Genomic DNA, 21424 nt, shown 5'->3' on the forward strand with positions numbered 1-21424 from the left:
GACGACCTCCTATTCGGTCACTGCGGTCTCAGCCTCAGAGACGACCGGCGCGGTAGGCTTGAGAAGCCGAACAGAGACGGTTTTCGAAACTCCTTCTTCCTGCATCGTGACCCCGTAGAGATTGTCGGCAATCTCCATTGTCCGCTTGTTGTGCGTGATCATGATGAATTGCGTATGGTCGCTATGCCGGTGAATCATGCGCGTGAATCGGTCAATATTCGCGTCATCGAGCGGTGCGTCTACCTCGTCCAAGACACAGAACGGCGAGGGCTTAACCTGATACAGCGAGAACAGCAAAGCGATGGCCGTCATCGTCTTCTCGCCGCCGGACATCAGCGTCAGCGACTTCAAACGCTTGCCGGACGGGTTGGCCCACATCGTTATGTCAGCTTCAAGCAGATCTTTACCACTCAGAATAAGGTCCGCTTCACCCGCCGGGAAAAATTCCGTAAACAACGACTGGAAATTCGCCCGCACTGCTTCAAACGTATGCAAGAACTTTGCTTCCGCCGTTTCGTTAATCTTGCGGATCGTCTCTTCCAAAGTGGATTTTGCGGCGAGTAAGTCCGCGCGATTCGCCAACATTCCATCGAGCCGCGCCGTCTCCTGATCGTACTCTTCGACCGCCAAAAGATTCACGGTTCCCAAATTCTCAATCTTGCCGCGCAACTCGGTGATAATGTCCGCTCCAGTTGTGACAGTCCGTAATTGCGCAAGCGACTCCGCAGCTTCGGGGCTCTCTAACTCAATGCCGAATTGGGACCGGGCGTTGCCCAGCAGCGACTCCAACTCACCCTCCATCTTCGCGATCGATATCTCGAGTTTGCGCTGATCTTCCAACGCGGCTTCTCGGCTGTTGCGCAGGCGCTTCAACTGGTCTTCCATGTCGCGAACCTCGCCCGACGCGGCATCCTTACCGCGCTGCGCGGCGTCCACCAACTTGTAACGCTCATCGCGGGTCACAAACAACGTGCGCAGACGATCTGCGATCTCGCGTAAATGAGTCTCACTCTCTGAGATCGTATTGGCGGAATGCTCGCCGACTTCGGTGTTTTGGCGAATGGTGTCGCTAAGTTCGGCTTCACTCGAGTTAATGCGCTCGGTCTCGGCATCCAACAATTGGCGGCGATGCTTTACAGCGTCCATTGCGCGGGACCGCTCGTGGAAGGCATCGCGTGCCGAACCGTGTTCCTGGCGGGCCTGCCAGACCTCCTCCGACATCCGCTCAATCTCCTGCTGTACCGCGCCGACTGCCTTACGATTCTCTTCTAACGCTCCTACGAGCCGTTCGACATCTTCGCGCAACGCATGCTCCGCGTTATCACTCTCTTCGAGCAGACGCACGGCAGCCTCATCGCGCTGCGTTAGCGCGTGATACAATGTGTCCACTCGAAGCTGTTCGCCGCGAGCGCGATCCACGCCCTGACGCAGGGTCTCAGCCTGCTTCATGATCCGATCAAGCTCCGACTCCCACTCCGCATGGGCCGCCCGGGCCTGCTGCAATTGTGCTTCAAGCTCGCCGCGTTCAATCCGCGTTTGTTCAAGGGTCGCCTTCAGCCCGTCAATTTGACGGGACAGGCCGAGATCACTCGGCGTATCATGTTCGCGTCCGCCCGCGTAACATAGGCCGTCGCCGTCAAGCCAGTCACCATCGAGCGTGACCGCCCGGCAGTGATGCGTTGTCAGAAACTCCTGCAGCGCCAGCGCATCGTCAAGTGTCGCGACAAGCAAACAGTCTGAAAGAAGCGCCTTCGCTTGAAATGCGTCGCCTTCTGAATCCACAACATCGGCAGCCCAACCAAGGCTCCGTGACGGGGCGGCCGGCGGCAAAGCTGCAGCGTTCACGATGGGAAGTTTGAATCCGCACTTTCCGGCATCCGCAGCGGACAACGACGCGATGGCTTCGCGAAGTTCGTCCTCAGAACGCAGGATCACATGGTAGGCGGCGTTTCCAAGCGCGGTGTGAATGGCGCGCGCAAAACGCTCTTCTGCTATTGTCACATCGGCAATCAGGCGGGCCGTGGCAATCGTTTCGCGCAGCAGTTTCAACTGTTTGGTTCCGCGCGGACCGCGTTGCTCAAGCGTCTCGAGCAGCCCAATATGCGACGTCGTGGCGTGGGTCAGACGGTCATTCTCGTGCAGCCTGCGTTCAACCTCGGCGCGACGCTCGGTCAGATCGGACTGCAGCCCGCGATGATGGTCCAACCCCGATTGCGCCTGCGCGGCAGCGTCCATCGCTGATTGCAGGACAGAAGCCAATTCGGTTTGGCGCCGCTCAATATCGGCGCGCTCGATCGCAACCTGCTCGCGAGTCTGGTGTGCGGAGTCACGTCGCCCCTTCTGCCTCGCGATGCCTTCAAGCAATTTGGCGCGTTCGCCTTCCAGACTCGCTTGGCCGCGATTCAAGCTGGCCAACCGCCCGTCGGTTTCTTTGTACTGTCCTTCGAGCTGCTTCAACTTCGCCTGGCACCGCTCGAAACGCTGCTCGGCTTCGTTGACCGCAGTCTGGGCCGTTTCATGCTCTGTGGCCACATCCGTCAAGTCGCGGGCCAGACCGACCTTGCGCGGTTCAAGCGAACTGAGGCGGTCCTTGGCCAGAATAATTTGCCGCTGTGCGCGGTCCAACGACTCGCGCGCACCCGCAAGTCGGGCTTCATATCCTGCTTTATCTGCTTCCAAGGAAGAAATCTGGGCGACGGTTTCCTGCAATGATTGGCGCAACTCGCCAGGCTTATGATCGCTCTCCAATTGATCGCTGCGCAACTGTTCAACCTTTGCTTCGAACTGCCGCAAGTAGCTGTTGCTGCCTTCAGAATGTGCGGTGGCATCGGCCAGCGCATTCCGCATGGGATCGAGCTCGCGATGCAAACGATCATATTCGAGCACAACGAACGCGGTCTCGGCTCGCTTCAGCTCCGCGTTCAATTCCTGGTAGCGTCGAGCGCGGCTGACTTGTCGTTTCAACGAAGCAACCTGCCGTTCAACTTCCGAAATGATGTCCGCCAAGCGCAGCAGGTCTTCTTCGGTTTGCGCTAGCTTCGCCAAAGCCTGACGACGGCGCAGTTTATACTTGGCGATTCCCGAAGCTTCCTCGAAAAGCTGGCGGCGGCCTTCGCCTTCCTCGCGCAGGATATCCTCGATCATCTTAAGTTCGAGGATGGTATAGGCGTTCGGACCTAAGCCACTGTCCTGCAGCATGTCCGTTATGTCGCGCAGTCGGCAGGCGTTTCCGTTGATGAGATACTCGCTTGTACCGTCGCGGTGCAAACGACGCGTGATCTCGATTTCGCCATAGGGCAAATTTATCCGGCCGGACGTGTTATCGAATCGCACCTGCACTTCGGCCAAATTCATCGGCTTGCGCTTCACCGTGCCGTTGAATATCACGTTTTCCATGCGTTCACCGCGAAGCACCGACGAGCGCTGTTCGCCCAGCACCCAGCGCAGCGAGTCGACTACATTGGATTTACCGCAGCCATTCGGACCGACCACGCCCGTCACACCCGGCGCGAAGTGTATCTTGGTGTCATTGGCGAATGACTTAAAACCGGATATTTGAAGTGAGATTAATTGCATGCGAAGATTGCCCCTATTGCGCGAGGAGTTCCATCAGCAGGTCTTTGGCCAGTTGCGGATCCGCCTGACCTTTGGTAGCCTGCATCACTTGGCCCATGAAGAAGCCGACCATGTTGGTTTTACCAGCCCGGTACTTTGCCAACTCTCCGGGATTTGCGGACAAGATGCCGCTTATGATCTGGCGAATGTGATCCGTGTCCTGAATCTGCTGCGCACCTGACTCAGCGATGAGGTCGCTTACGCCGCGCGTATCCGTTAACATCGTGCGCAGCAAGTCACGACCGGTCGCGCGGTTTATGCGTTTGCTTTCCACTGCGCCGACTAGGTCCGCCAAGCGATCCGACGACACCGGAAATTGAGTGATGTTCCATTCCTGTTCGTTCAAGATGCGCTGCACTTCGCTTTGCATCCAGGCGGCAGCTGTTGCGGGTTGAAGACCCCGCTGCATGAGTCGCTCAAAGTAGTCGCTTAAGTCGCGATCACCGCCAAGCAGGTACACCGCTTCAACATGCAAAGCGTACGCATTGCGATATCGCAGTCGTCGCGATTCCGGCAGTTCGGGCATCTTTGAGCGAATGTCAGCCAGAGCACTTTCGGCAACCACCAGCTCGGGGAGGTCCGGTTCCGGGAAATAGCGATAATCGTCCGAACCTTCTTTCACGCGCATGGGAATCAAGCGTTCTTCCTGCTCGTTCCACTGCAGTGTCTGCCGGTGAATCTCGCCGCCCTGCTCATAAATCTCAATCTGACGACGCATTTCCGCCTCGATGGCTCGCTCGACATTGCGAAAGGAATTGAGATTCTTCATTTCACAGCGTTCACGCAGCCCCGCCTCACCATGTTTACGGACGGACACATTGGCGTCGCACCTCAGCGAACCTTCGTCCATGTTACCATCGCAGACGCCGATGAACCGCAGCAACTCGCGCATGGCGGATAGGTATGCCCCGGCTTCCGCGGGGGACCTGAAATCCGGCTCCGAGACGATCTCAACCAGCGGCACGCCACAGCGGTTCATATCCACAATGGTTGAGCCGTCGGGCAGGTGCATGGACTTGCCGGCGTCCTCTTCAATGTGAGCGCGGGTGATGTTAATCCGCTTCTCAACACCGGCGACGTTCACAACAAGATGTCCGCCGAGGGCGAACGGGTGATCGAATTGTGAAATCTGATAACCCTTGGGCAGGTCCGGATAGAAGTAGTTCTTGCGATCAAACCGTGACCGCAAATTGATCGTCGCTCCGAGCGCTGTAGCCAAGCGCGCTGCCTGCGCGACAACCTCGCGATTCAAGACTGGAAGCGCACCCGGCGTGCCAAGACATACCGGACACACGAGCGTATTCGGAGCGTCACCATAACGGTTCGGACAACGGCAAAACGCCTTCGTGCGAGTCATCAACTGCGCGTGGATCTCAAGCCCCGCGATCAGTTCGAAATCACTCATGCCGGACGGGGGCGTAGATTTTCGAGAATAGCGCCAGCCTGAAGCAAGAGCTCCTCTTCAAAGTGCGAGGCCATCCACTGCAATCCTATCGGGAGTCCATTTTCGTCCGAACTCCACGGCACCGACAGCGCCGGGATACCGGCGAGATTCGCCGGCACCGTAAAGATGTCGGACAGATACATGGCTATCGGATCGTCCACCTTCTCACCGAGCTTGAAGGCCGTGCCCGGCGTCGTGGGCGTAAACAGGACATCCACGCCGCGCAGAGCCTGCATCATTTCGTCGGTAATGACACGCCGCACCTTTAACGCGGTCTTGTAATACGCATCATAATAGCCCGACGACAGCACATACGTCCCCATCATGATTCGCCGCCGGACTTCGCGGCCAAATCCCGCACCCCTAGACGCATCGTAGACGGCCGCAAGATCCACTGCATCGGGATGCCGGAAACCGTAGCGCACGCCGTCATAGCGCGCCAGATTGGAACTTGCTTCAGCCGTTGCGACAATATAGTACACCGGAATCGCGTAACGCAGACTGGGTAGGTGCACTTCCACGCATTCGTGCCCGTTTTCTTTCAGGGCGGCGATTGCATCCTGCGACGCTTTGGCGACGGCAGGGTCAAGGGCACTGTTATCCAGAAACTCGCTAACAAGTCCAACCCGAAGCGGTTTCGTTCGCGCCGACAAGGTGGATGCCACTGGTACGGGTGCATTTGACGATGTCGCGTCGCGGGGATCACTGCCGGCCATCACGCGCAACACATCGTATAATTCGGCGCAGCTGTTCGCGAAGGGAGAAATTTGATCCAGAGATGACCCAAATGCCACAAGGCCATAGCGTGAAATTCGGCCGTAGGTAGGCTTCAGTCCACAGACGCCTGTGAGTGCCGCAGGTTGGCGCACGCTGCCGCCCGTTTCGCTGCCCAGGGCCGCGTGGCAAATTCCGGCCGCGACCGCCACCGCACTGCCGCCGGATGATCCGCCCGGCACGCGCTCGGGATCGTGTGGATTTAGCGCCGGCCGAAAAGCTGAATTCTCGGTAGACGATCCCATTGCAAATTCATCAAGGTTCGTTTTCCCGATAATCACTGCGCCCGCGTCCTCCAGCCGCTCGATGGCCGTTGCGGAAAACGTAGCGGGGTGGCGATCCAGAATGCGCGAGCCGCAGGTCAGCGGCTCATCTTTCACGGCAATGTTATCTTTGACGGCCAAGATGTAGCCGCCAAGCGGCAGATTCGCCCCCTGCGCGAGCGCTTCAGAGACAAGCCGCGCCTGACGCAAGGCACGCGCATCGAGCAACGTCAGAAACGCTCCCAACGAGTCCAGCTCGCGCGCTGTTGCAAGCGCTTGCAGTACGACGTCAGGAAGCCTGCGGGGGTTCCGGCGTATCGTTGCGGGGCTGGGAATTCGCTGGAGCATTGAGAGTCGGAGGAGTCGGTGGAATCTTCGGGGTTGTTGACGACTGCGGATCGGTGACTTCGCGCTTGATGTCGAGGTAGGACCGGCGCATCTCCGCGATGCCGCGGCCAAGTTGCCGTGCGGTTTCCGGAAGTCGCTTGCCGCCAAACAACAGCAACACAACCAACAGAACGAGAAACAGTTCACTCGATCCAAGGCTCATGAGCGTGGCCTAATAGGAGTGTTCGATGCGGGCCGATGCGCTTGCAGCTTCGGCGAAGGCCCGCATGATCGGCAGACCATCGGTGGAACCGAGAATTTCCTCTGCTGCGCGATCGGGATGCGGCATCATGCCCAGTACATTGCCTGCGCGGTTCGTGATACCGGCAATAGACAAGGTGCTGCCATTGGGGTTACCCTCAGGCGCGTCGAATCGCACGGGCTCAACGTATTTAAACACGATTTGCTGATGAGCAACGATGGCCGCAAGGGTCTCGGCGTCCGCCGTGAAATTTCCTTCGGCATGCGCCATCGGCATGCGCAGCACCTGCCCGTGCCAAAGCGAACGCGTGTACAGAGTGTCACTGTTTTCAACGCGCAAACCGACCCAGCGGGAAATAAACTGCAGCTTGCTGTTCAACATCAATGCGCCAGGAAGCAAGCCGGCTTCGCAGAGAATCTGGAAGCCATTGCAGATACCAAGGACAGGACCACCGACGTCCGCGAATCGGCGAATGGCCGGCATAATCGGGGATATTTTCGCCAATGCGCCCGCCCGCAGATAATCCCCATAAGAGAAACCGCCCGGGACCAACACGCCCGTGCAATCTCCAAGGTCCGTGTCTTTGTGAAACACGGCATGCGTCGGTGCGCCAACGACGTTGCGCATGACGTGTAAACAGTCCCGATCACAATTGGAACCTGGAAACGTAATCAGCGCGATACTCACAGCGGTTCTATCCGATAGCTTTCAATGATCGGGTTTGCCAACAGCTTGTCCGCGATTTCGTGCAACATGGTGCTCCCCTGCTCCGCCGAGAGACCGTCGAGTTCGAACTCGATTAGTTTCCCGACGCGCACGTCGGCAATACCGTGATATCCGCGTTGTTCAAGCAATTGCATGATCGCCTGACCTTGCGGGTCCAGGACGCTGTCCTTGAGCTTCACAATGACTCGTGCTTTCACGATTTTTTCCAGCCTGTCGGTAAGGGTTGAGGCTCTTCTTCTTCGTCGTCCTCCAAATCGCGGGCGCGACGAGCTTGCAACTGTCCGTAAAATGCGGACAATGCAAACAAGACGACCATCAGCGGAAACGCGAACAACGGAGGATTAATTGCAGCTAAACCGATGGCCGCTGCCAGAATCAAGAGGCGCTGCAAGTTCCGGCCCGGTTCGCGCAGCGTGAACTTGGGCAATCCGGCAAGTGGTAAATGGCTGACCATAAGGAAGGACGTAACGACCAGCAGCCCGGCGAGCCACTCAACGTTTGCAATGCCGTCCCACAGAGCATAGTTCATCAGAACGAAAGTCGCCACAAGACAGGCATGCAGCGGCGACGTCAAGCCTTCATAGCCGCCGCCCAGAGTGCGCGTGCGGACGTTGAAGCGCGCCAGTCGAAAGGCTGCGGCCAAAACGGGCAGCGCACAAACGCCCATGCCCAACAGCGAATCTTCGCGGAACGCTGCGGCATAGCATAGGATGGAAGGGGCAACGCCCATAGAAACAACATCAGCCAGCGAATCAAACTGCAAACCGAAGGAAGATGATGCTCCGAAAAAGCGCGCGGCCTTTCCGTCAAAAGCGTCCATGACAACCGCCAAAGCAATGAGCCAGGCGGCGACTTGGATGTGACCATCAATCGCCAACAGCATTGAGCTGAAGCCGAAAATCAAGTTGAGGCCCGTCAGGATATTCGCTAAATTGCGCAACTTATTTCCTTCATGATGACGTACTGAATCTTGCGATGATCGTTTCACCGGCAACCGTGCGCTCGCCGACATGCACCGATAGGTTGGCCGACGCAGGAAGAACGACTTCCATGCGGGAACCAAAGTAAATAAGACCGTAACGTTCGCCAGTGCGTAATGCGTCGCCCGCCTTCACGCGACACGAAATCTTGCGCGCCACCAGCCCCGACAATTGACTGAAGCGGACGGTGCCGCGGGATGAGGTCAATTCAAGGTCTATCCGGGCATTCCCCTTGACGCCTTCCGCGGAGTTGGCATGCAAATAAGTGCCCGGCCTTTCGGACACTCTTGCGACCGTGCCAGAGTACGGTGAGCGGTTCACGTGGACATCAAACACCGAAAGAAAGATCGCGACAAATCGCTCGCCGGTTGGCAATGTGTCCGATTGTACAACGACGCCGTCCGCCGGTGCAACAACGATGTCGTCACCTGCAGGAGTCACTCGTTCGGGATCGCGGAAGAACAGAAGTATTCCCACGGCCAGAAGCAATGATACGATGCCAGCGGCACTTAGAAACGGCGCATTAGACCGTAGACCCCAAGTCAGCGCCGCCCCACCCACGAGCATGGGAGGCAGGACGAGCAGCCAGGCTTCACGGGCAAAATTCAATTGTCCTCCCGATTAGGCGGCGCTGGTCAATCGTTCAAGCAGTTCGCGATAGGCGCGCTCGACTCCGGATTGATCTTGCAGCGCGCGGTCACGGTCCAACTTTCGATTGGTCTTTCGATCCCATACGCGCAAGGTATCGGGCGTCAATTCGTCGCCGATGCAAAGGTGGTCGCCGGCATCACCAAACTCCAACTCGAATTCCACTAACAGGAGACCCCGGCGCTCGAACAACGACTTCAAGACAGCGTTGGTCTTTGTCGCAATTCGCTGCATCGTGCGCAGGTCATCCGAGCGCGCATAACCCAGCGCGACCGCGTGGCTCTCGTTGACCATCGGATTGTTCAGCGCCGGGTCCTTCAGAAAATACTCGACAACAGGATAGTCGAGGGGCCGACCGTCGTCTAACCGGAAACGCCGCGCAAACTCGCCCGTGGCGATGTTATAAACGATAGCCTTGATGTCAAACATGTCCACGCGCCGCACCGCCATCTCCACGGGCGATTGTCGCTCGACGAAGTGCGTGGGCACATGATAATTCTCGAGGTACTGGAACAGAAAACTCGATACACCGCAGTTGATCTCGCCTTTTCCCGTAAAAGCGGTCTTACGCGATTCGCGCGGATTTCCGGCTTCATCGGTGAACTCAAGAATCGCGTAGCTTGGCCGATTCGTGGCGAAAAGCTTCTTAGAGCTTCCCTGTACCAGCAGTTCAAGTCTATCCAGGTTCATCGGGTCCTCACTTACTCCGCAATTCCCAGCCGGTGCAAGATCGCATCGGACATGGCATAATTCGGCTCGAGCCGCAGGAGCTCGCGCAAATGCTCTTCAGGTAACACCGCGGTAACAGTACTCTCTTCAAGCAGCAATTCCAACATCGGGCGACGCTGTGTAATCGCGGCGCGGGCGCAACGCTGGACGGCGGCGTAGGCGTCCTCGCGGAGCCAGCCACGTTCGATCAGCGCATGCAGCACTTTTTCAGATGCCAACGCGCCTTGCGTCAATTGCAGCGTCCGCTGAAGCTGGGCAGTATCCACCTCAAGTCCGTCCATTACGCGCAGTAGAAGATGCAGCATGTAATCCAGTGCGATGCAGGCATCAGGAAAGACGACTCGTTCTGTCGAGGAGTGCGAGATGTCGCGTTCGTGCCACAGCGCGATATTCTCAAGGCCAACCAGCGCGTAACCGCGCAGCATGCGCGACATGCCCGTGAGCCGCTCACACAGAATCGGATTCCGTTTGTGCGGCATCGCGGATGAGCCCTTCTGGCGCTTGCCGAAAGGTTCAAAGGCCTCACTCACCTCAGTGCGCTGCAAGTGGCGGACTTCTACCGCGATCTTCTCAACGGTGCCGCCGATTAGCGCGCATAGGTTGAGAAACTCGGCGTGCAAGTCGCGGCTGATAACTTGCGTCGAAATCTGCGCGGTGCCAATGCCCAGTTGATTCATGACCCGCTCTTCAAGGTCAGGATCAGTATGGCCGAAATTGCCGACGGCGCCCGAAAGCTTGCCAACCACGACGCGTTCAAGTGTCTCGACCAGCCGCTGTTCATGACGTGTGAACTCATCGGCCCACAGCGCGAATTTCAGTCCGAAGACCGTCGGTTCCGCGTGAATCCCGTGTGTCCGGCCAACCGATGGAGTGCGGCGAAATTCTAAAGCGCGTCGGCGCAGCACGATCTGCAAGGCGCGCACGTCTTCAAGCAATAGGGCGCCGGCCTGCTTAATCTGCAGCGCAAACGCCGTATCCACCACATCGGACGAGGTCAGCCCCCAATGAACAAAACGTGAATTCGGCCCCACGTATCGCGCGACAACGGTCAGGAACGCGATCACGTCGTGCTGTACTTCCGCTTCGACCTCGTGAATCTCCGGTAGCGTAAATTGTGCCGAGGCGGCGATTTGATCCACCACGGTCTGGTCCATTTCACCACGCTCGACGCGGGCACGCAGCGCCGCGAGTTCTACACGCAGCCAACTGTCATAGCGCGCTTCTTCTGTCCACAGCGACGCCATCGGTTCTCGTGAGTAACGGGCTATCATCGCCGGTTATATGAACCTCGAGGTATGGGAATCAACTCAATCTGCTTCATCATGATCTTACCGCGCCGGGTAATCTCAAACGTCAATTTGTCGCCCACGCGAAGGTCAGTGTTATTGATGAATTCCTTGGCGTCTTGCGAGCGCTGGATGTCACGATTGTTGATCTTGAGAATGACGTCTTCGACCTGAATATCGGCCCGCTCCGCGGGACTGCCAGGGTCTACGCCCGTAACGATGGCGCCGCGATTTTCCGCAAGATTCAGCATGCGCCACATCTGGCCGCGCATGTCGTTGGCCCGAATACCGAGCCAGTAATTGCGGTCCACCCCGCCCTTTACCAAATCTTCAATCGCATTGACGATGCGATTCGAGGGTATCGCGAAGCCGATGCCGACCGATCCGCCAGTCTCCGTAAAAATCAGCGTATTCATGCCAATCGCGTGCCCCTCCGCATCCACCAGCGGACCGCCTGAGTTACCGCGATTAATTGCCGCATCGGTCTGAATCATGTCTGTGTAGAGGCGACCGTCCGAATCGCGTTCAAAATCGCGATTGAGCGCCGAGATCACACCGACGGCCACGGACGGCTGGTCGTTGACGTCAAAGAGACCGTACGGGTTCCCGATCGCCACCACCCATTCACCGACAATGGCTTCGTCGCTGTTGGCCCATTCGATAAACGGAAGGCCGTTGGCTTCGATCTTGAGCAGTGCCATATCGAGCAACTGATCCGTGCCGACGATCTGTGCCGCATACTTCTTCCCGGCAGTCGTCGTTACGGTAATGGATGTTGCGTCACGCACGACGTGTTCGTTGGTCACTATGTAACCATCCGTAGTGACGATGAATCCTGAACCAAGTCCCGACGCCTGTTTCTTGACCGTGCGCGGCCAGAAGCGTTCATCGAGAAACATGCGAAAGAGCGGATCACGCGGGACAAACGGATTCGCAACTTCCGTCACCTGCTCAACGCTAATGCCAACGACCGCGTCCGAAGTGCGGGCAATCGCTCGCGTCAAGGCATTTTCCCGGGAAGTGTGAATTTCCTGCTGCACACCGGGCAACGCCGTCGGAGCATCGTCTTGCCGGATTACACGGCTCGTGGACTCGACCGAATGCGACCATTCGAGGGAATCAAGGCGAGCAGCGAGCTGATCCAAGGCAACTTGCCGGGCATAGTCGCGGCGCACGAACCAGAATATGGCCAGGCCCGCCAGCAAACCGATCACGAAGAATTGCAGAAACCTGCTCACTCTGGATCAAACCTGTATTGGCTATATTCCCGGCCAGTCGCGATAGCCCACGGCATTCAACGTCAGTCCGCAGGGAGGTGCTTTAGTGCCAGCGAAACGATTGTCCTGAGTCTCCAACACATCGCGCAGCGACGTTGCCCGGCCGCGGCCGCACGCGATGTCCACCATCGTTCCGACAAGCATGCGCACCATGCCGTGCACGAACCGACTGGCTTCGATACGATAACTCCATTGCAAATTCTCTTGCACCCACTCCGAGCGATAGACCGTGCATCCATAATCATGCTTCTCGGTCGGACTTTCATGCGAGAACGCCGCAAACGAGTGCGTTCCCAGAATGGTCCCGGCTTGTGCGTGTAAACGCTTGGCCTCGATTGGTTGCACAAACTGCCAAGTGTACTGTCGGCCCAAGGCGATCGGTTCGAGCGATATGCGATAGACATAGCCACGCCAGCGAGCCGAAAACCGCGCATGAAAATCAGCATCCACCTCGACAGCGCTTAGCAGGCGAATATCAGGCGGCAAGAGCGAATTGCCGGCGCGCACAATTGAATGCGTGGGTCTCTCGACATTGACATCAACGTGCACAACCTGCTGCGCCGCATGCACACCTGCATCGGTGCGGCTTGAAGGGATCACGCGCACAGGGTGCTCGAACAATGGTTCTAATGCTTCTTCAAGACACTGCTGAACCGTCCGCCGGTCCGGTTGCCATTGCATACCGCTGAAGTCCGTGCCGTCGTACTGCAGGTCAATGCGATAGCGGCGGCGGCGACCTTCGCGGATCATCCTTTCGGCGCGGGTAATAGGGTGCTCAGACACAGAATGCAGAACAGAATCACACTGGCATAAGCGGTCGCACTACCGCGTCCTTGCCACAAATTTGGCAAGGGCCTGTCCGGGCGATAGCCGCGGGACCACAGCACGACTGCCAGTGTGTCGGCGTAATGTAACGCGTGTCGTAGCGCCGATTGAAACTCACCGCGGGCATCCACAACCCGGCCGACGAACCCACCGCCGCGCAACCCGCGAAGTTTGCGCGCCAGCCGGCGCTGGTGCAGCCGCATTTGCAATTGCGGAAGCATCGAGAACGCGAGCATGCTGACTTGGGCCGTTTGACCGGCCAATTGCTGTCCGAATACCCACGACATGCGCTTGGCCACGGCTTCCATAAAGACCGCTGGACTGTGCTGGGCGAGCACGACATGAAAACCCACCAGAAGCAGCACAAGCCGGGTTAGGAAGAACACTGTGTGCGTCGCGGCATCGGTCACCGCCGATCCCTCAACGGTTACAAACCACAGCCGAAAGCCCGCATGGATGAGCGCGGCAATCACGAGCAACCACTTGGCCGACAAAATTCCCGCGATAAGATTCTGCCATTGCATCCGCAAAAGGAGCACGGAAGCCGTCAGCCCGGCCGACAGGATTGCCAGATCCGCCCAACGATTCGCCGCCGTCACACACACGCCATATACGGCGCAGCAGCATAGCAGAGCGCCCGGTGGAATGACCTGACCGTTGCGCGCGACAACTGAGCCGAACGATGGCAGCACGAAACCAGTTTATGCGAAAAAGAAGTCCGTCTCGCGCGCGCCATTCTCCGGCGAATCGGAGCCATGCACGGCGTTGGCCTCAATGCCTGTGCCATAGAGCTTACGAATCGTACCGGGCGCTGCTTTGACTGGATCCGTGGCACCAATCACCGCGCGCCAATGTTCAACAGCATTCTCGCGCTCGAGGCGACCTACGACCACCGGGCCGCTGGTCATGTACTTCACGAGATCGCCATAGAAAGGACGCTCTTTATGTACCGCATAGAACTCACCGGCCTGCTCCTGCGTCAATTGCACGTAGCGCAAACCGGAAACATGAAATCCCTCTTTTTCTACCCGCGCCACGATCTCGCCGATGTGCTTCGCAGCTACGGCATCGGGCTTGATGATCATCAGTGTACGTTCCATCGTTCCTTCTATCGTTTTGCTATTTGCCTAAGATCTTTGCCATCGTCGCGCCAATGTCCGCAGGGGAATTCGACACATGAATACCCGCCCGTGTCATGGCCGCCACTTTCTCTTTCGCCGTGCCCTTGCCACCCGCGATAATTGCGCCCGCATGGCCCATCCGGCGGCCCGGCGGCGCGGTTTGTCCGGCGATGAAACCAACCACCGGCTTCTTGAACTCACTCTGGATATACTCGGCGGCCTCTTCTTCAGCCGATCCGCCGATTTCGCCGATCATCACCACCGCATCCGTTTCCGGGTCGGCGTTAAAGAGCTTCAGTGCGTCGAGGAAATTCGTGCCTGGCACCGGATCACCGCCTATGCCCACGCATGTAGATTGACCAATGCCGCGATCCGTCAACTGTTTCACGGCCTCGTAGGTCAACGTTCCGCTCCGGCTTATCAGACCGCAGCGCCCGGCCAGATGAATAAACGCGGGCATGATTCCCATCTTGCCGACCCCCGGCGTAATCAAGCCCGGACAATTCGGGCCAATCAGACGCGAATTCGATCCCGCCAGCGCATGCTTTACAGTTACCATATCCCGAACCGGTACGCCTTCGGTGATCGCCACGATCAACTCCACACCAGCGTCAATGGCCTCAAGCATTGCATCAGCGGCAAACGGCGGCGGGACGAAAATAATTGAAGCATTCGCGCCGGTCAGCGCAACGGCATCGCGTACCGTGTTGAACACGGGCACGCTGTCCAGCGCCTTGGTGCCACCCTTGCCGGGAGTCACACCACCGACGACGTTTGTTTTGTAGTCCAGCATCTGCTGAGTGTGAAACGAACCTTCAGACCCGGTGATTCCCTGGACGATGATCTTGGTATTCTTGGTCAGTAGGATAGACATCTTACTTCCCTCCCTTCACAGCCGCGCAAACCTTGGCCGCAGCATCCGTGAGATCGCCACCGACAATCAGGTTCAATCCGGAATCGCGCAGCATCTGACCGGCCAATTCGGCGTTGTTGCCTTCCAGACGCACCACAACCGGGACGCGCACATGCTCCGACTTGGCCGCTTCGATCACACCTGCCGCCACACGGTCACAGCGGACGATACCGCCAAAAATGTTAATGAGAATCGCCTGCACGTTCTGATCGGCGAGAATAATCTTGAATGCCGCCGCGACGGTCTGGGCATTGGCACCGCCGCCGACATCGAGAAAGTTCGCCGGTTCACCTCCGTGCAGCTTGATGATGTCCATTGTGGCCATCGCCAGCCCGGCGCCGTTCACCATGCAACCGATGTTGCCATCGAGCTTAATGAAGTTGAGGTTCGACTTTGAGGCCTCGATTTCTGCCGGATCCTCTTCGGCCAGATCGCGCAGCTCTTCGTAATCCGGATGGCGGAACAACGCGTTATCGTCAAAGGTCACCTTGGCATCCAGAGCGATAATCTCATCGCCAGACAGGATCAGCGGATTGATCTCGAGCAAATTGCAATCTGACGCGCAATACGCACGGTAGAGTTTCTCGAAACAGACGCAGGCCGATTTGAACGCCTTACCGCTGAGGCCAAGCGCGTAGGCAAGACGCCGACCGTGAAACGGCTGAAATCCGGTGGCCGGATCAATCGCAACTTTCACGATCTTCTCCGGCGTCTTGGCCGCTACCTCCTCGATGTCCATGCCGCCTTCGGTGGAGACCATGAACACGTCTTTCGACTGGGCGCGGTCGAGCAGAATACTCGCGTAAAATTCCTTGTCAATCTTCATGCCCTGCTCAATCAGCAGGCGCTGCACCTTCTGACCTGCCGGGCCAGTCTGGTGCGTAACCAACTGCATGCCAAGAATCTGGCCGGCGAGACTCTTAAGTTCGTCGGCATTCTTCGCCAATTTCACACCGCCACCCTTGCCGCGGCCGCCGGCGTGTATCTGGGCTTTCACAACAACGGGGAAGTTCCCCAGCGCAAGCCCAGCGGTCAAAGCATCCTCAACGGTCAGCGCCGCCGTACCTCGCGGTACCGGCACGCCATGGCGCGCCAAAAGCTGCTTTGCTTGATACTCGTGAATCTTCATGTACGATAACTTATTCGAATAGGTTCTGATTAATCCGGCAATATCCAGGTGCCCGAAGCACCGTCGAGGCTTTCAACAAATCTCTCCAAATCGCAAATCAGCACGCGCTCGCCACCCTCACGCAGGAACTTGATCGCGGCTTCAATCTTCGGCCCCATACTTCCCGCCGGGAAGTGGCCTTCATCCAAATAGCGCTGCGCTTCGGTCGCCTTGAGCTGTTTCAGGTCGCGCTGCTCTGGCGTACCGAAGTGCAATGACACAAACGGAGTTGCCGTTAGAATAAACAGATCGTGCGCGTCGATGTCACGCGCCAGCACGGCCGACGCCCGGTCTTTGTCAATCACCGCATCCACGCCCTCGAGCCAGCCGTCCGTTTCACGATACACTGGAATGCCGCCGCCGCCCGCCGCGATCACCACGGTCCCCGCATGGACCAACGTGCGAATCACGTTGCGATTGAGAATCTCCAATGGCATCGGGCTGCCCACAACCCGGCGCCAGCCGCGGGTACCGTTCGGCTTCACAGTCCAGCCTGATTCCTGGGCCTTCTGCTGTGCTTCGGATTCCGTATAAAACTGACCGATAAATTTGCTCGGATTGGTGAGAGCCGGATCCTGCGGGTCAACGACCACCTGCGTCACCAGAGTTACGACTTCAATCTTGCCATAACCCTTGCGCAAAAACACATTTTGCAGGCACTGCTCAATCATGTAACCCATGCCGCCTTCGGTGTCCGCCACGATCACACCCAGCGGCAACTCGGGCGCACGCTCACTGGCCAACTCAACGCGCAAGAGCGCATTGCCGACCTGTGGACCGTTGCCGTGGCTTACGGCCAACCGATAGCCACGATGCAACAATTCGGTCACACCCTGCAGCGCGCTGCGGGAGTGCTTGAACTGGTTGGCAATCGTGTCCCGTTCGTCCGGCGAAGAAATCGCGTTTCCGCCCAGTGCGACTACGGCAATTCGAGATTCGACCGTCATGACCCTTCAAGGCAGGTTAGTTACAGGAAAACATTAATATAGCACCGTTCGCGTGGATTGTCAAGCGATTCCAGCCATCCGAACTTTTGCAAGTTCAGCGTTTTTAATATCTTCAAGCTCGACCAATCCCGTGTCCGCCTCCTGCCATTGAGCATAGAGCCGTGGCAGTTCATCCCGCACAGACTTATATTCGGCTAACACCGTGCTCGATTTGACCGGGTCCTGGTAGAAGCGCTCATCAGCCAATTGGGCCTCGATTTCGGATTGGCGGCGTTCGAGTTTCTCGATTCGCGCCTGCGCCTTGTCACTTTGGTCACGTAATTCTCTTGCCCGCTGCGAGTGGCGATTGCGGATTTCTGCCTCGAGCCGCTTGAGCTCTTTGTCCTTTGGCCGGGAATCGTCTTCACGCACCGTCCCAGCCATATTTTCCTGTCTGCGTTCCGCACTTTCGGCCCGTGCGGCCAGCCCTTTCTTGTCGAGATACTCAGAAAGAGTGCCGGGCCAATTTCTCATCCGGCCATGCTCGATCTCGAGAACTCGCGTCACTAACCGGTCCAAGAAGAAGCGATCGTGGCTAACGACGAGCAGCGTTCCACCATAATGTCGCAGCGCGTCGAGCAATACGTCTTGAGAGGCCATATCCAGGTGATTCGTAGGCTCGTCGAGAATCAGGAAGTTCGCAGGGCGCAGGAGCAGCTTGGCCAAGGCTAACCGTGACTTCTCCCCGCCTGAGAGAACACTGACTCTCTTGTAGACATCGTCCCCTTGAAACAAGAATGCACCCAGCAAACCACGAAGCCCGGACTGACTCAAGGAACGATTGTCAGCTTCAGCATCTTCCAAAACAGTCGCCGACAAGTTAAGTCTGCTCTCGGCCTCCTGCGCGAAGAACTCCACACTAACGTTATGTCCAAGGATAACTTTTCCGTGCGTCGGTTCTTCCTGCTGCGTGATCAATCGACACAACGTAGACTTGCCCGCGCCATTCACACCGACCAAGGCGATACGTTCGCCGCGCTCAACTTGTAAGTCTACGTCGTTGAATACATTGAGCGCTCCGTAGCTCTTCCCTGTTCCCTGTAACTCCAGCACCCAGCGTCCTGACGCCGCAGCTTCTGGGAAGCGAAAATGAATTCGCTTCGTCGTCGAGAGCTGCTCGGTGTCCTCCAGCTTCTCCAGCCGCTTCAATCTGCTCTGGGCCTGCGTCGCCTTGCTGGCCTTGTAGCGAAATCGCTCGACGAACTTCTCAAGGTGTTTGCGCTCGGCGTCCACCTTGGCTTGCTCGCGCGCAATCTGTTCCATGCGCTCTTCGCGACCCGACTCATAATTCGTGTAGTTGCCCGGATAGATCGTCAGCTTACCGTTCTGGAGTTCGGCGATCTCAGTGACCATCCCGTCAAGAAAACGGCGGTCATGGCTGACCAGAATGACCGCGCCGCTGAAGTCACGCAGAAACCCTTCGAGCCACACCACCGTGTGCAGATCGAGGTGATTGGTTGGTTCGTCGAGCAATAAAACGTCGGGATCGCGCAGCAATAGCTTTGACAAGGCAATTCGCATTTGCCAGCCGCCGGAAAATTCTTCGGTCGGCCGGTGAAAATCCGATTCACGAAAACCTAAGCCGCTCAGGATCGCCGCCACCTTGGCCTCGGCACGATAGCCCTCGAGCATGTGGAACCTATGCTCCAGTACGCCGACCTGTTCCAACAATTCGGCGTCGTCCGGGGCCTGCGATAGTGCCGTGCGAGACAATTCTAGCTGTTCTTGCAAATGTGGGATGTCCGGGAGCCCTGACCACGCTTCCGCGAACAATTCCCGGCCGCGAAATGCGATGCCACTTTGCGGCAAGTAGCCGACGGTCGTATCGCGGGTCCAAGCAATTCTTCCAGTAGAGGCCTGCGACTCGTTCGCAATGATCCGGAGCAGCGTGCTCTTGCCGGCGCCGTTGACGCCGACCAGACCAACGCGCTGACCACGAAACAGCGCCCAATTCACGGACTCGAATAGCGTGCGGCCCGGGAAAAATACTCCAGTGTCTTCTAACTGTACAAGTCTCATCGTGGTCTGGCCAATATCACAGTCGTGCGCGCTCGTGCCGTCGCTCCGGCGTCATCACCTGTTTCAAGCAGAACTAAGTAACGTGACGTGCTTGCCATAACACCATCGCCGTCGCGTCCGTCCCAGAGTACCGTCCCAGCTCCCTGTTCGTTCGCCGTCGCCGCCAACCGCCGTATCACTCTGCCGCGCACGTCAAACACTCGCAGGACAGCCGGTTGGCCCGGATTATCTGTCAGGAATTGAAATGCGCACACGTCATCTGATCCGTCACCGTTCGGAGTGAATGGTGAAGGCGTTGCAGTCAGGCTCGTGGATTGGTTTTGCAAATTTAATGAAAGTGAGTTGTCTTGACCAGGCGTCGCCCCTGCCGCCGCACGACATGCGCCCCAGTTAACGCCGTCGTTGCCGTCCACGCTGATTGCGACACGCTCAAGCGAAACGCCGGCCACATTGTCGCCCCATTGCGGACGATAATCAATACGTTCGACGATGCTGCCGTCAATGTTGAAGAGCGCCAACGAATCGCCCAAGTTATTGAGCGTAATGTCACTGCCTCCAAGCACAAGCAGCGGAGTGCCGACCGGGAAATTTTCAAAGAGAACGGCGCTATCCGTACCGATCAACGCGAAATCGCCCGGCATCATCAACCATTCGGGCAACTGTCTGCGGGCCGTCGTGTCGCCTATGCCTTGACCATCCGCAAACCAGATGTTGCCGGTCGCAATGGGGCGCGTACCGCTGACGGTAAGTTCGATCCACTCGGCACGTCCGGCGAGGGGAGCGTACATGATCTCGTTGATGCGCAGCCCGCCGGCCAGCTCCGCAGTCGTAACAATATCTGTGAGCCGGTTGTTTGTGCTGTCGTCATCGGTGACGATTAGTGCCGCGGCCACACTGAGCAGTCCAGTATTCGGCATCCGCAAGGAACTACGCGAGACTGCGGAGTCGCCCGGTGCAAGAGCGGATACCGCCTGGCTGGACAGTTCGTGAAAATCACCCATGCCGAGCGAATCTGCGCTCAAGGTCAACAGGCCGTCCACCAACAGCAGTCCAAGGTTCTCGATGGTGACGCGAAGCTCTATCTCATCTCCTATTTGCGGCGCCGACGGGTCGAATGAAATGGCTGTTAAGCCGAGGTCACGTTCCGGCGGTGTGACACTATTGCGAAATCCGGGCGTCCCGAGCAGGACTTCGCTGTCGCGCCAGTTGCTGGAGTCTTCCTGCGCGGTTGTGCGCAAACGTTCGTCCGAATGACCTTCGATGTTGCCGACAACATAGCGATGTTCACTGACGACGTTTCCGCTCGCGTTGTATATTGTAACAAGTTCGCCGTCGCTGTTCGAAAGTCCGCGTCCGCCAATCGTATTCGTTCCAATGGTGACTATCAGTGCAGTGCTCGGAACCAGTCCATCATAGGTTGTGCTGCCGTCCTCGATGTAGTCCGGATCAATAATCACCGCAAATTGTCGCGGCGCCAGCAGCAGGCCCATTCCGGCGTCATGCAGCGTGTCCAATCCGTCGCCGTCGCTTACCGTCCACCCCGCGAGTTGCACGGGCAGCGCGCTGTCGTTGTAGAGCTCCAGAAATTCGTCGGTCGCTTCTTCACCGTCCGGATCAAACATGATCTCGTTCAATACCACGACGGCGCCGCATTCGCGCGACGCCGCAAGGAACAGAAGCAAGAGCAGAGTAGACTTAAGCGAATGCATCTTCGTAGTGTGTTATTCTCGGCTCGCCATTGTCCCAAACGACGGCGATGACATCATACCGAACCGGCAGATCGAGTCGGCGAGCTTTCAGGTAAACCGCAGCCAGTCGGCGGAGTTTTGTCCGCTTGCTGTGGTTCACGCGATCCTCAGGCTTGAACTCACTCTCCCGGCCGGCCGATTTCACTTCGACAATCACCAGAGTCGGGCCGGACTGAGCCACAATGTCAATCTCACCGATAGAGCAGCGCCAGTTCCGGTCGCGCACACGCAGACCGCGTTGCTCAAGGTGCCGCACGGCGAGGTCCTCGCCCGCGGTGCCACGCGCCCGCACGCTTGGCGCGTCGCGGTTGCC

General features: G+C 57.7%; 20 protein-coding genes. All 20 read right to left on the reverse strand.

The window, feature by feature from the left end:
* Positions 1-9 precede the first annotated feature (9 nt).
* Genes smc through IPH10_03835 form a run of 20 tightly spaced genes read right to left on the reverse strand, consistent with a single transcriptional unit; the run spans position 10 to position 21403 of the window.
* Positions 10-3576: a chromosome segregation protein SMC gene (smc, locus tag IPH10_03740; protein ID MBK6910032.1), complete on the reverse strand. Its 3567-nt coding sequence runs from the start codon at positions 3574-3576 to the stop codon at positions 10-12.
* 13 nt (positions 3577-3589) lie between these two features.
* Positions 3590-5020: an Asp-tRNA(Asn)/Glu-tRNA(Gln) amidotransferase subunit GatB gene (gene gatB / locus IPH10_03745; protein MBK6910033.1), complete on the reverse strand. Its 1431-nt coding sequence runs from the start codon at positions 5018-5020 to the stop codon at positions 3590-3592.
* Positions 5017-6444 (reverse strand): Asp-tRNA(Asn)/Glu-tRNA(Gln) amidotransferase subunit GatA, encoded by a 1428-nt coding sequence (gatA, locus tag IPH10_03750; GenBank protein ID MBK6910034.1) that lies wholly within the window; start codon positions 6442-6444, stop codon positions 5017-5019. Before gatA ends, gatB begins: the two co-directional genes overlap by 4 nt.
* Complete coding sequence (locus tag IPH10_03755; protein MBK6910035.1) at positions 6386-6646, reverse strand: twin-arginine translocase TatA/TatE family subunit; 261 nt, start codon at positions 6644-6646, stop codon at positions 6386-6388. Before IPH10_03755 ends, gatA begins: the two co-directional genes overlap by 59 nt.
* 9 nt (positions 6647-6655) lie before the next feature.
* Positions 6656-7372 (reverse strand): phosphoribosylformylglycinamidine synthase subunit PurQ, encoded by a 717-nt coding sequence (gene purQ / locus IPH10_03760; protein ID MBK6910036.1) that lies wholly within the window; start codon positions 7370-7372, stop codon positions 6656-6658.
* A complete protein-coding gene (gene purS / locus IPH10_03765) occupies positions 7369-7608 on the reverse strand; it encodes a phosphoribosylformylglycinamidine synthase subunit PurS (protein MBK6910037.1) in 240 nt (79 codons plus the stop codon). The genes purQ and purS overlap by 4 nt, the downstream gene beginning before the upstream one ends.
* A complete protein-coding gene (gene pssA / locus IPH10_03770) occupies positions 7605-8351 on the reverse strand; it encodes a CDP-diacylglycerol--serine O-phosphatidyltransferase (protein MBK6910038.1) in 747 nt (248 codons plus the stop codon). Before pssA ends, purS begins: the two co-directional genes overlap by 4 nt.
* 10 nt (positions 8352-8361) lie before the next feature.
* A complete protein-coding gene (locus tag IPH10_03775; GenBank protein MBK6910039.1) occupies positions 8362-9000 on the reverse strand; it encodes a phosphatidylserine decarboxylase family protein in 639 nt (212 codons plus the stop codon).
* 12 nt (positions 9001-9012) lie between these two features.
* The gene (locus tag IPH10_03780) at positions 9013-9729 is read right to left on the reverse strand and encodes a phosphoribosylaminoimidazolesuccinocarboxamide synthase (protein ID MBK6910040.1); all 717 of its coding nucleotides are present in this window, start codon (positions 9727-9729) and stop codon (positions 9013-9015) included.
* A gap of 11 nt (positions 9730-9740) precedes the next feature.
* Positions 9741-11012 carry an adenylosuccinate lyase gene (locus IPH10_03785; protein ID MBK6910041.1) on the reverse strand — a complete coding sequence of 424 codons (1272 nt, stop codon included), beginning with the start codon at positions 11010-11012 and terminating at the stop codon, positions 9741-9743.
* A gap of 23 nt (positions 11013-11035) precedes the next feature.
* Entirely contained in the window at positions 11036-12292 is a 1257-nt protein-coding gene (locus IPH10_03790) for a trypsin-like peptidase domain-containing protein (protein MBK6910042.1), read from the reverse strand.
* Between the two features lie 21 nt (positions 12293-12313).
* On the reverse strand, positions 12314-13081 hold the full coding sequence (gene truA, locus IPH10_03795) for a tRNA pseudouridine(38-40) synthase TruA (protein ID MBK6910043.1): 768 nt from the start codon (positions 13079-13081) through the stop codon (positions 12314-12316).
* Positions 13078-13848 (reverse strand): hypothetical protein, encoded by a 771-nt coding sequence (locus IPH10_03800; GenBank protein ID MBK6910044.1) that lies wholly within the window; start codon positions 13846-13848, stop codon positions 13078-13080. The genes truA and IPH10_03800 overlap by 4 nt, the downstream gene beginning before the upstream one ends.
* A gap of 9 nt (positions 13849-13857) precedes the next feature.
* Positions 13858-14256 carry a nucleoside-diphosphate kinase gene (ndk, locus tag IPH10_03805; GenBank protein ID MBK6910045.1) on the reverse strand — a complete coding sequence of 133 codons (399 nt, stop codon included), beginning with the start codon at positions 14254-14256 and terminating at the stop codon, positions 13858-13860.
* A 19-nt stretch (positions 14257-14275) separates the two neighbouring features.
* Entirely contained in the window at positions 14276-15151 is an 876-nt protein-coding gene (sucD, locus tag IPH10_03810) for a succinate--CoA ligase subunit alpha (protein ID MBK6910046.1), read from the reverse strand.
* A gap of 1 nt (position 15152) precedes the next feature.
* Complete coding sequence (sucC, locus tag IPH10_03815; GenBank protein ID MBK6910047.1) at positions 15153-16319, reverse strand: ADP-forming succinate--CoA ligase subunit beta; 1167 nt, start codon at positions 16317-16319, stop codon at positions 15153-15155.
* A 29-nt stretch (positions 16320-16348) separates the two neighbouring features.
* Positions 16349-17305: a carbamate kinase gene (locus IPH10_03820; protein MBK6910048.1), complete on the reverse strand. Its 957-nt coding sequence runs from the start codon at positions 17303-17305 to the stop codon at positions 16349-16351.
* A 60-nt stretch (positions 17306-17365) separates the two neighbouring features.
* On the reverse strand, positions 17366-19363 hold the full coding sequence (locus tag IPH10_03825) for an ABC-F family ATP-binding cassette domain-containing protein (protein MBK6910049.1): 1998 nt from the start codon (positions 19361-19363) through the stop codon (positions 17366-17368).
* Complete coding sequence (locus tag IPH10_03830) at positions 19360-21072, reverse strand: lamin tail domain-containing protein (GenBank protein MBK6910050.1); 1713 nt, start codon at positions 21070-21072, stop codon at positions 19360-19362. Before IPH10_03830 ends, IPH10_03825 begins: the two co-directional genes overlap by 4 nt.
* Positions 21059-21403, reverse strand: a complete 345-nt coding sequence (locus tag IPH10_03835; GenBank protein ID MBK6910051.1) for a YraN family protein — start codon at positions 21401-21403, stop codon at positions 21059-21061. Before IPH10_03835 ends, IPH10_03830 begins: the two co-directional genes overlap by 14 nt.
* Between the last annotated feature and the right edge of the window lie 21 nt (positions 21404-21424).

The organism is bacterium, from assembly GCA_016702305.1.
GTDB lineage: Bacteria > Electryoneota > RPQS01 > RPQS01 > RPQS01 > JABWCQ01.

Excerpts from the sequence above, each read along its gene's own strand:
- IPH10_03755 (MBK6910035.1), bottom strand. The coding sequence starts at position 6,646 with ATGAGCCTTGGATCGAGTGAACTGTTTCTCGTTCTGTTGGTTGTGTTG.
- IPH10_03830 (MBK6910050.1), bottom strand. The coding sequence starts at position 21,072 with ATGCATTCGCTTAAGTCTACTCTGCTCTTGCTTCTGTTCCTTGCGGCG.
- sucD (MBK6910046.1), bottom strand. The coding sequence starts at position 15,151 with ATGTCTATCCTACTGACCAAGAATACCAAGATCATCGTCCAGGGAATC.
- IPH10_03825 (MBK6910049.1), bottom strand. The coding sequence starts at position 19,363 with ATGAGACTTGTACAGTTAGAAGACACTGGAGTATTTTTCCCGGGCCGC.
- gatB (MBK6910033.1), bottom strand. The coding sequence starts at position 5,020 with ATGAGTGATTTCGAACTGATCGCGGGGCTTGAGATCCACGCGCAGTTG.
- ndk (MBK6910045.1), bottom strand. The coding sequence starts at position 14,256 with ATGGAACGTACACTGATGATCATCAAGCCCGATGCCGTAGCTGCGAAG.
- smc (MBK6910032.1), bottom strand. The coding sequence starts at position 3,576 with ATGCAATTAATCTCACTTCAAATATCCGGTTTTAAGTCATTCGCCAAT.
- truA (MBK6910043.1), bottom strand. The coding sequence starts at position 13,081 with ATGATCCGCGAAGGTCGCCGCCGCCGCTATCGCATTGACCTGCAGTAC.
- sucC (MBK6910047.1), bottom strand. The coding sequence starts at position 16,319 with ATGAAGATTCACGAGTATCAAGCAAAGCAGCTTTTGGCGCGCCATGGC.
- IPH10_03780 (MBK6910040.1), bottom strand. The coding sequence starts at position 9,729 with ATGAACCTGGATAGACTTGAACTGCTGGTACAGGGAAGCTCTAAGAAG.
- gatA (MBK6910034.1), bottom strand. The coding sequence starts at position 6,444 with ATGCTCCAGCGAATTCCCAGCCCCGCAACGATACGCCGGAACCCCCGC.
- IPH10_03820 (MBK6910048.1), bottom strand. The coding sequence starts at position 17,305 with ATGACGGTCGAATCTCGAATTGCCGTAGTCGCACTGGGCGGAAACGCG.
- IPH10_03785 (MBK6910041.1), bottom strand. The coding sequence starts at position 11,012 with ATGGCGTCGCTGTGGACAGAAGAAGCGCGCTATGACAGTTGGCTGCGT.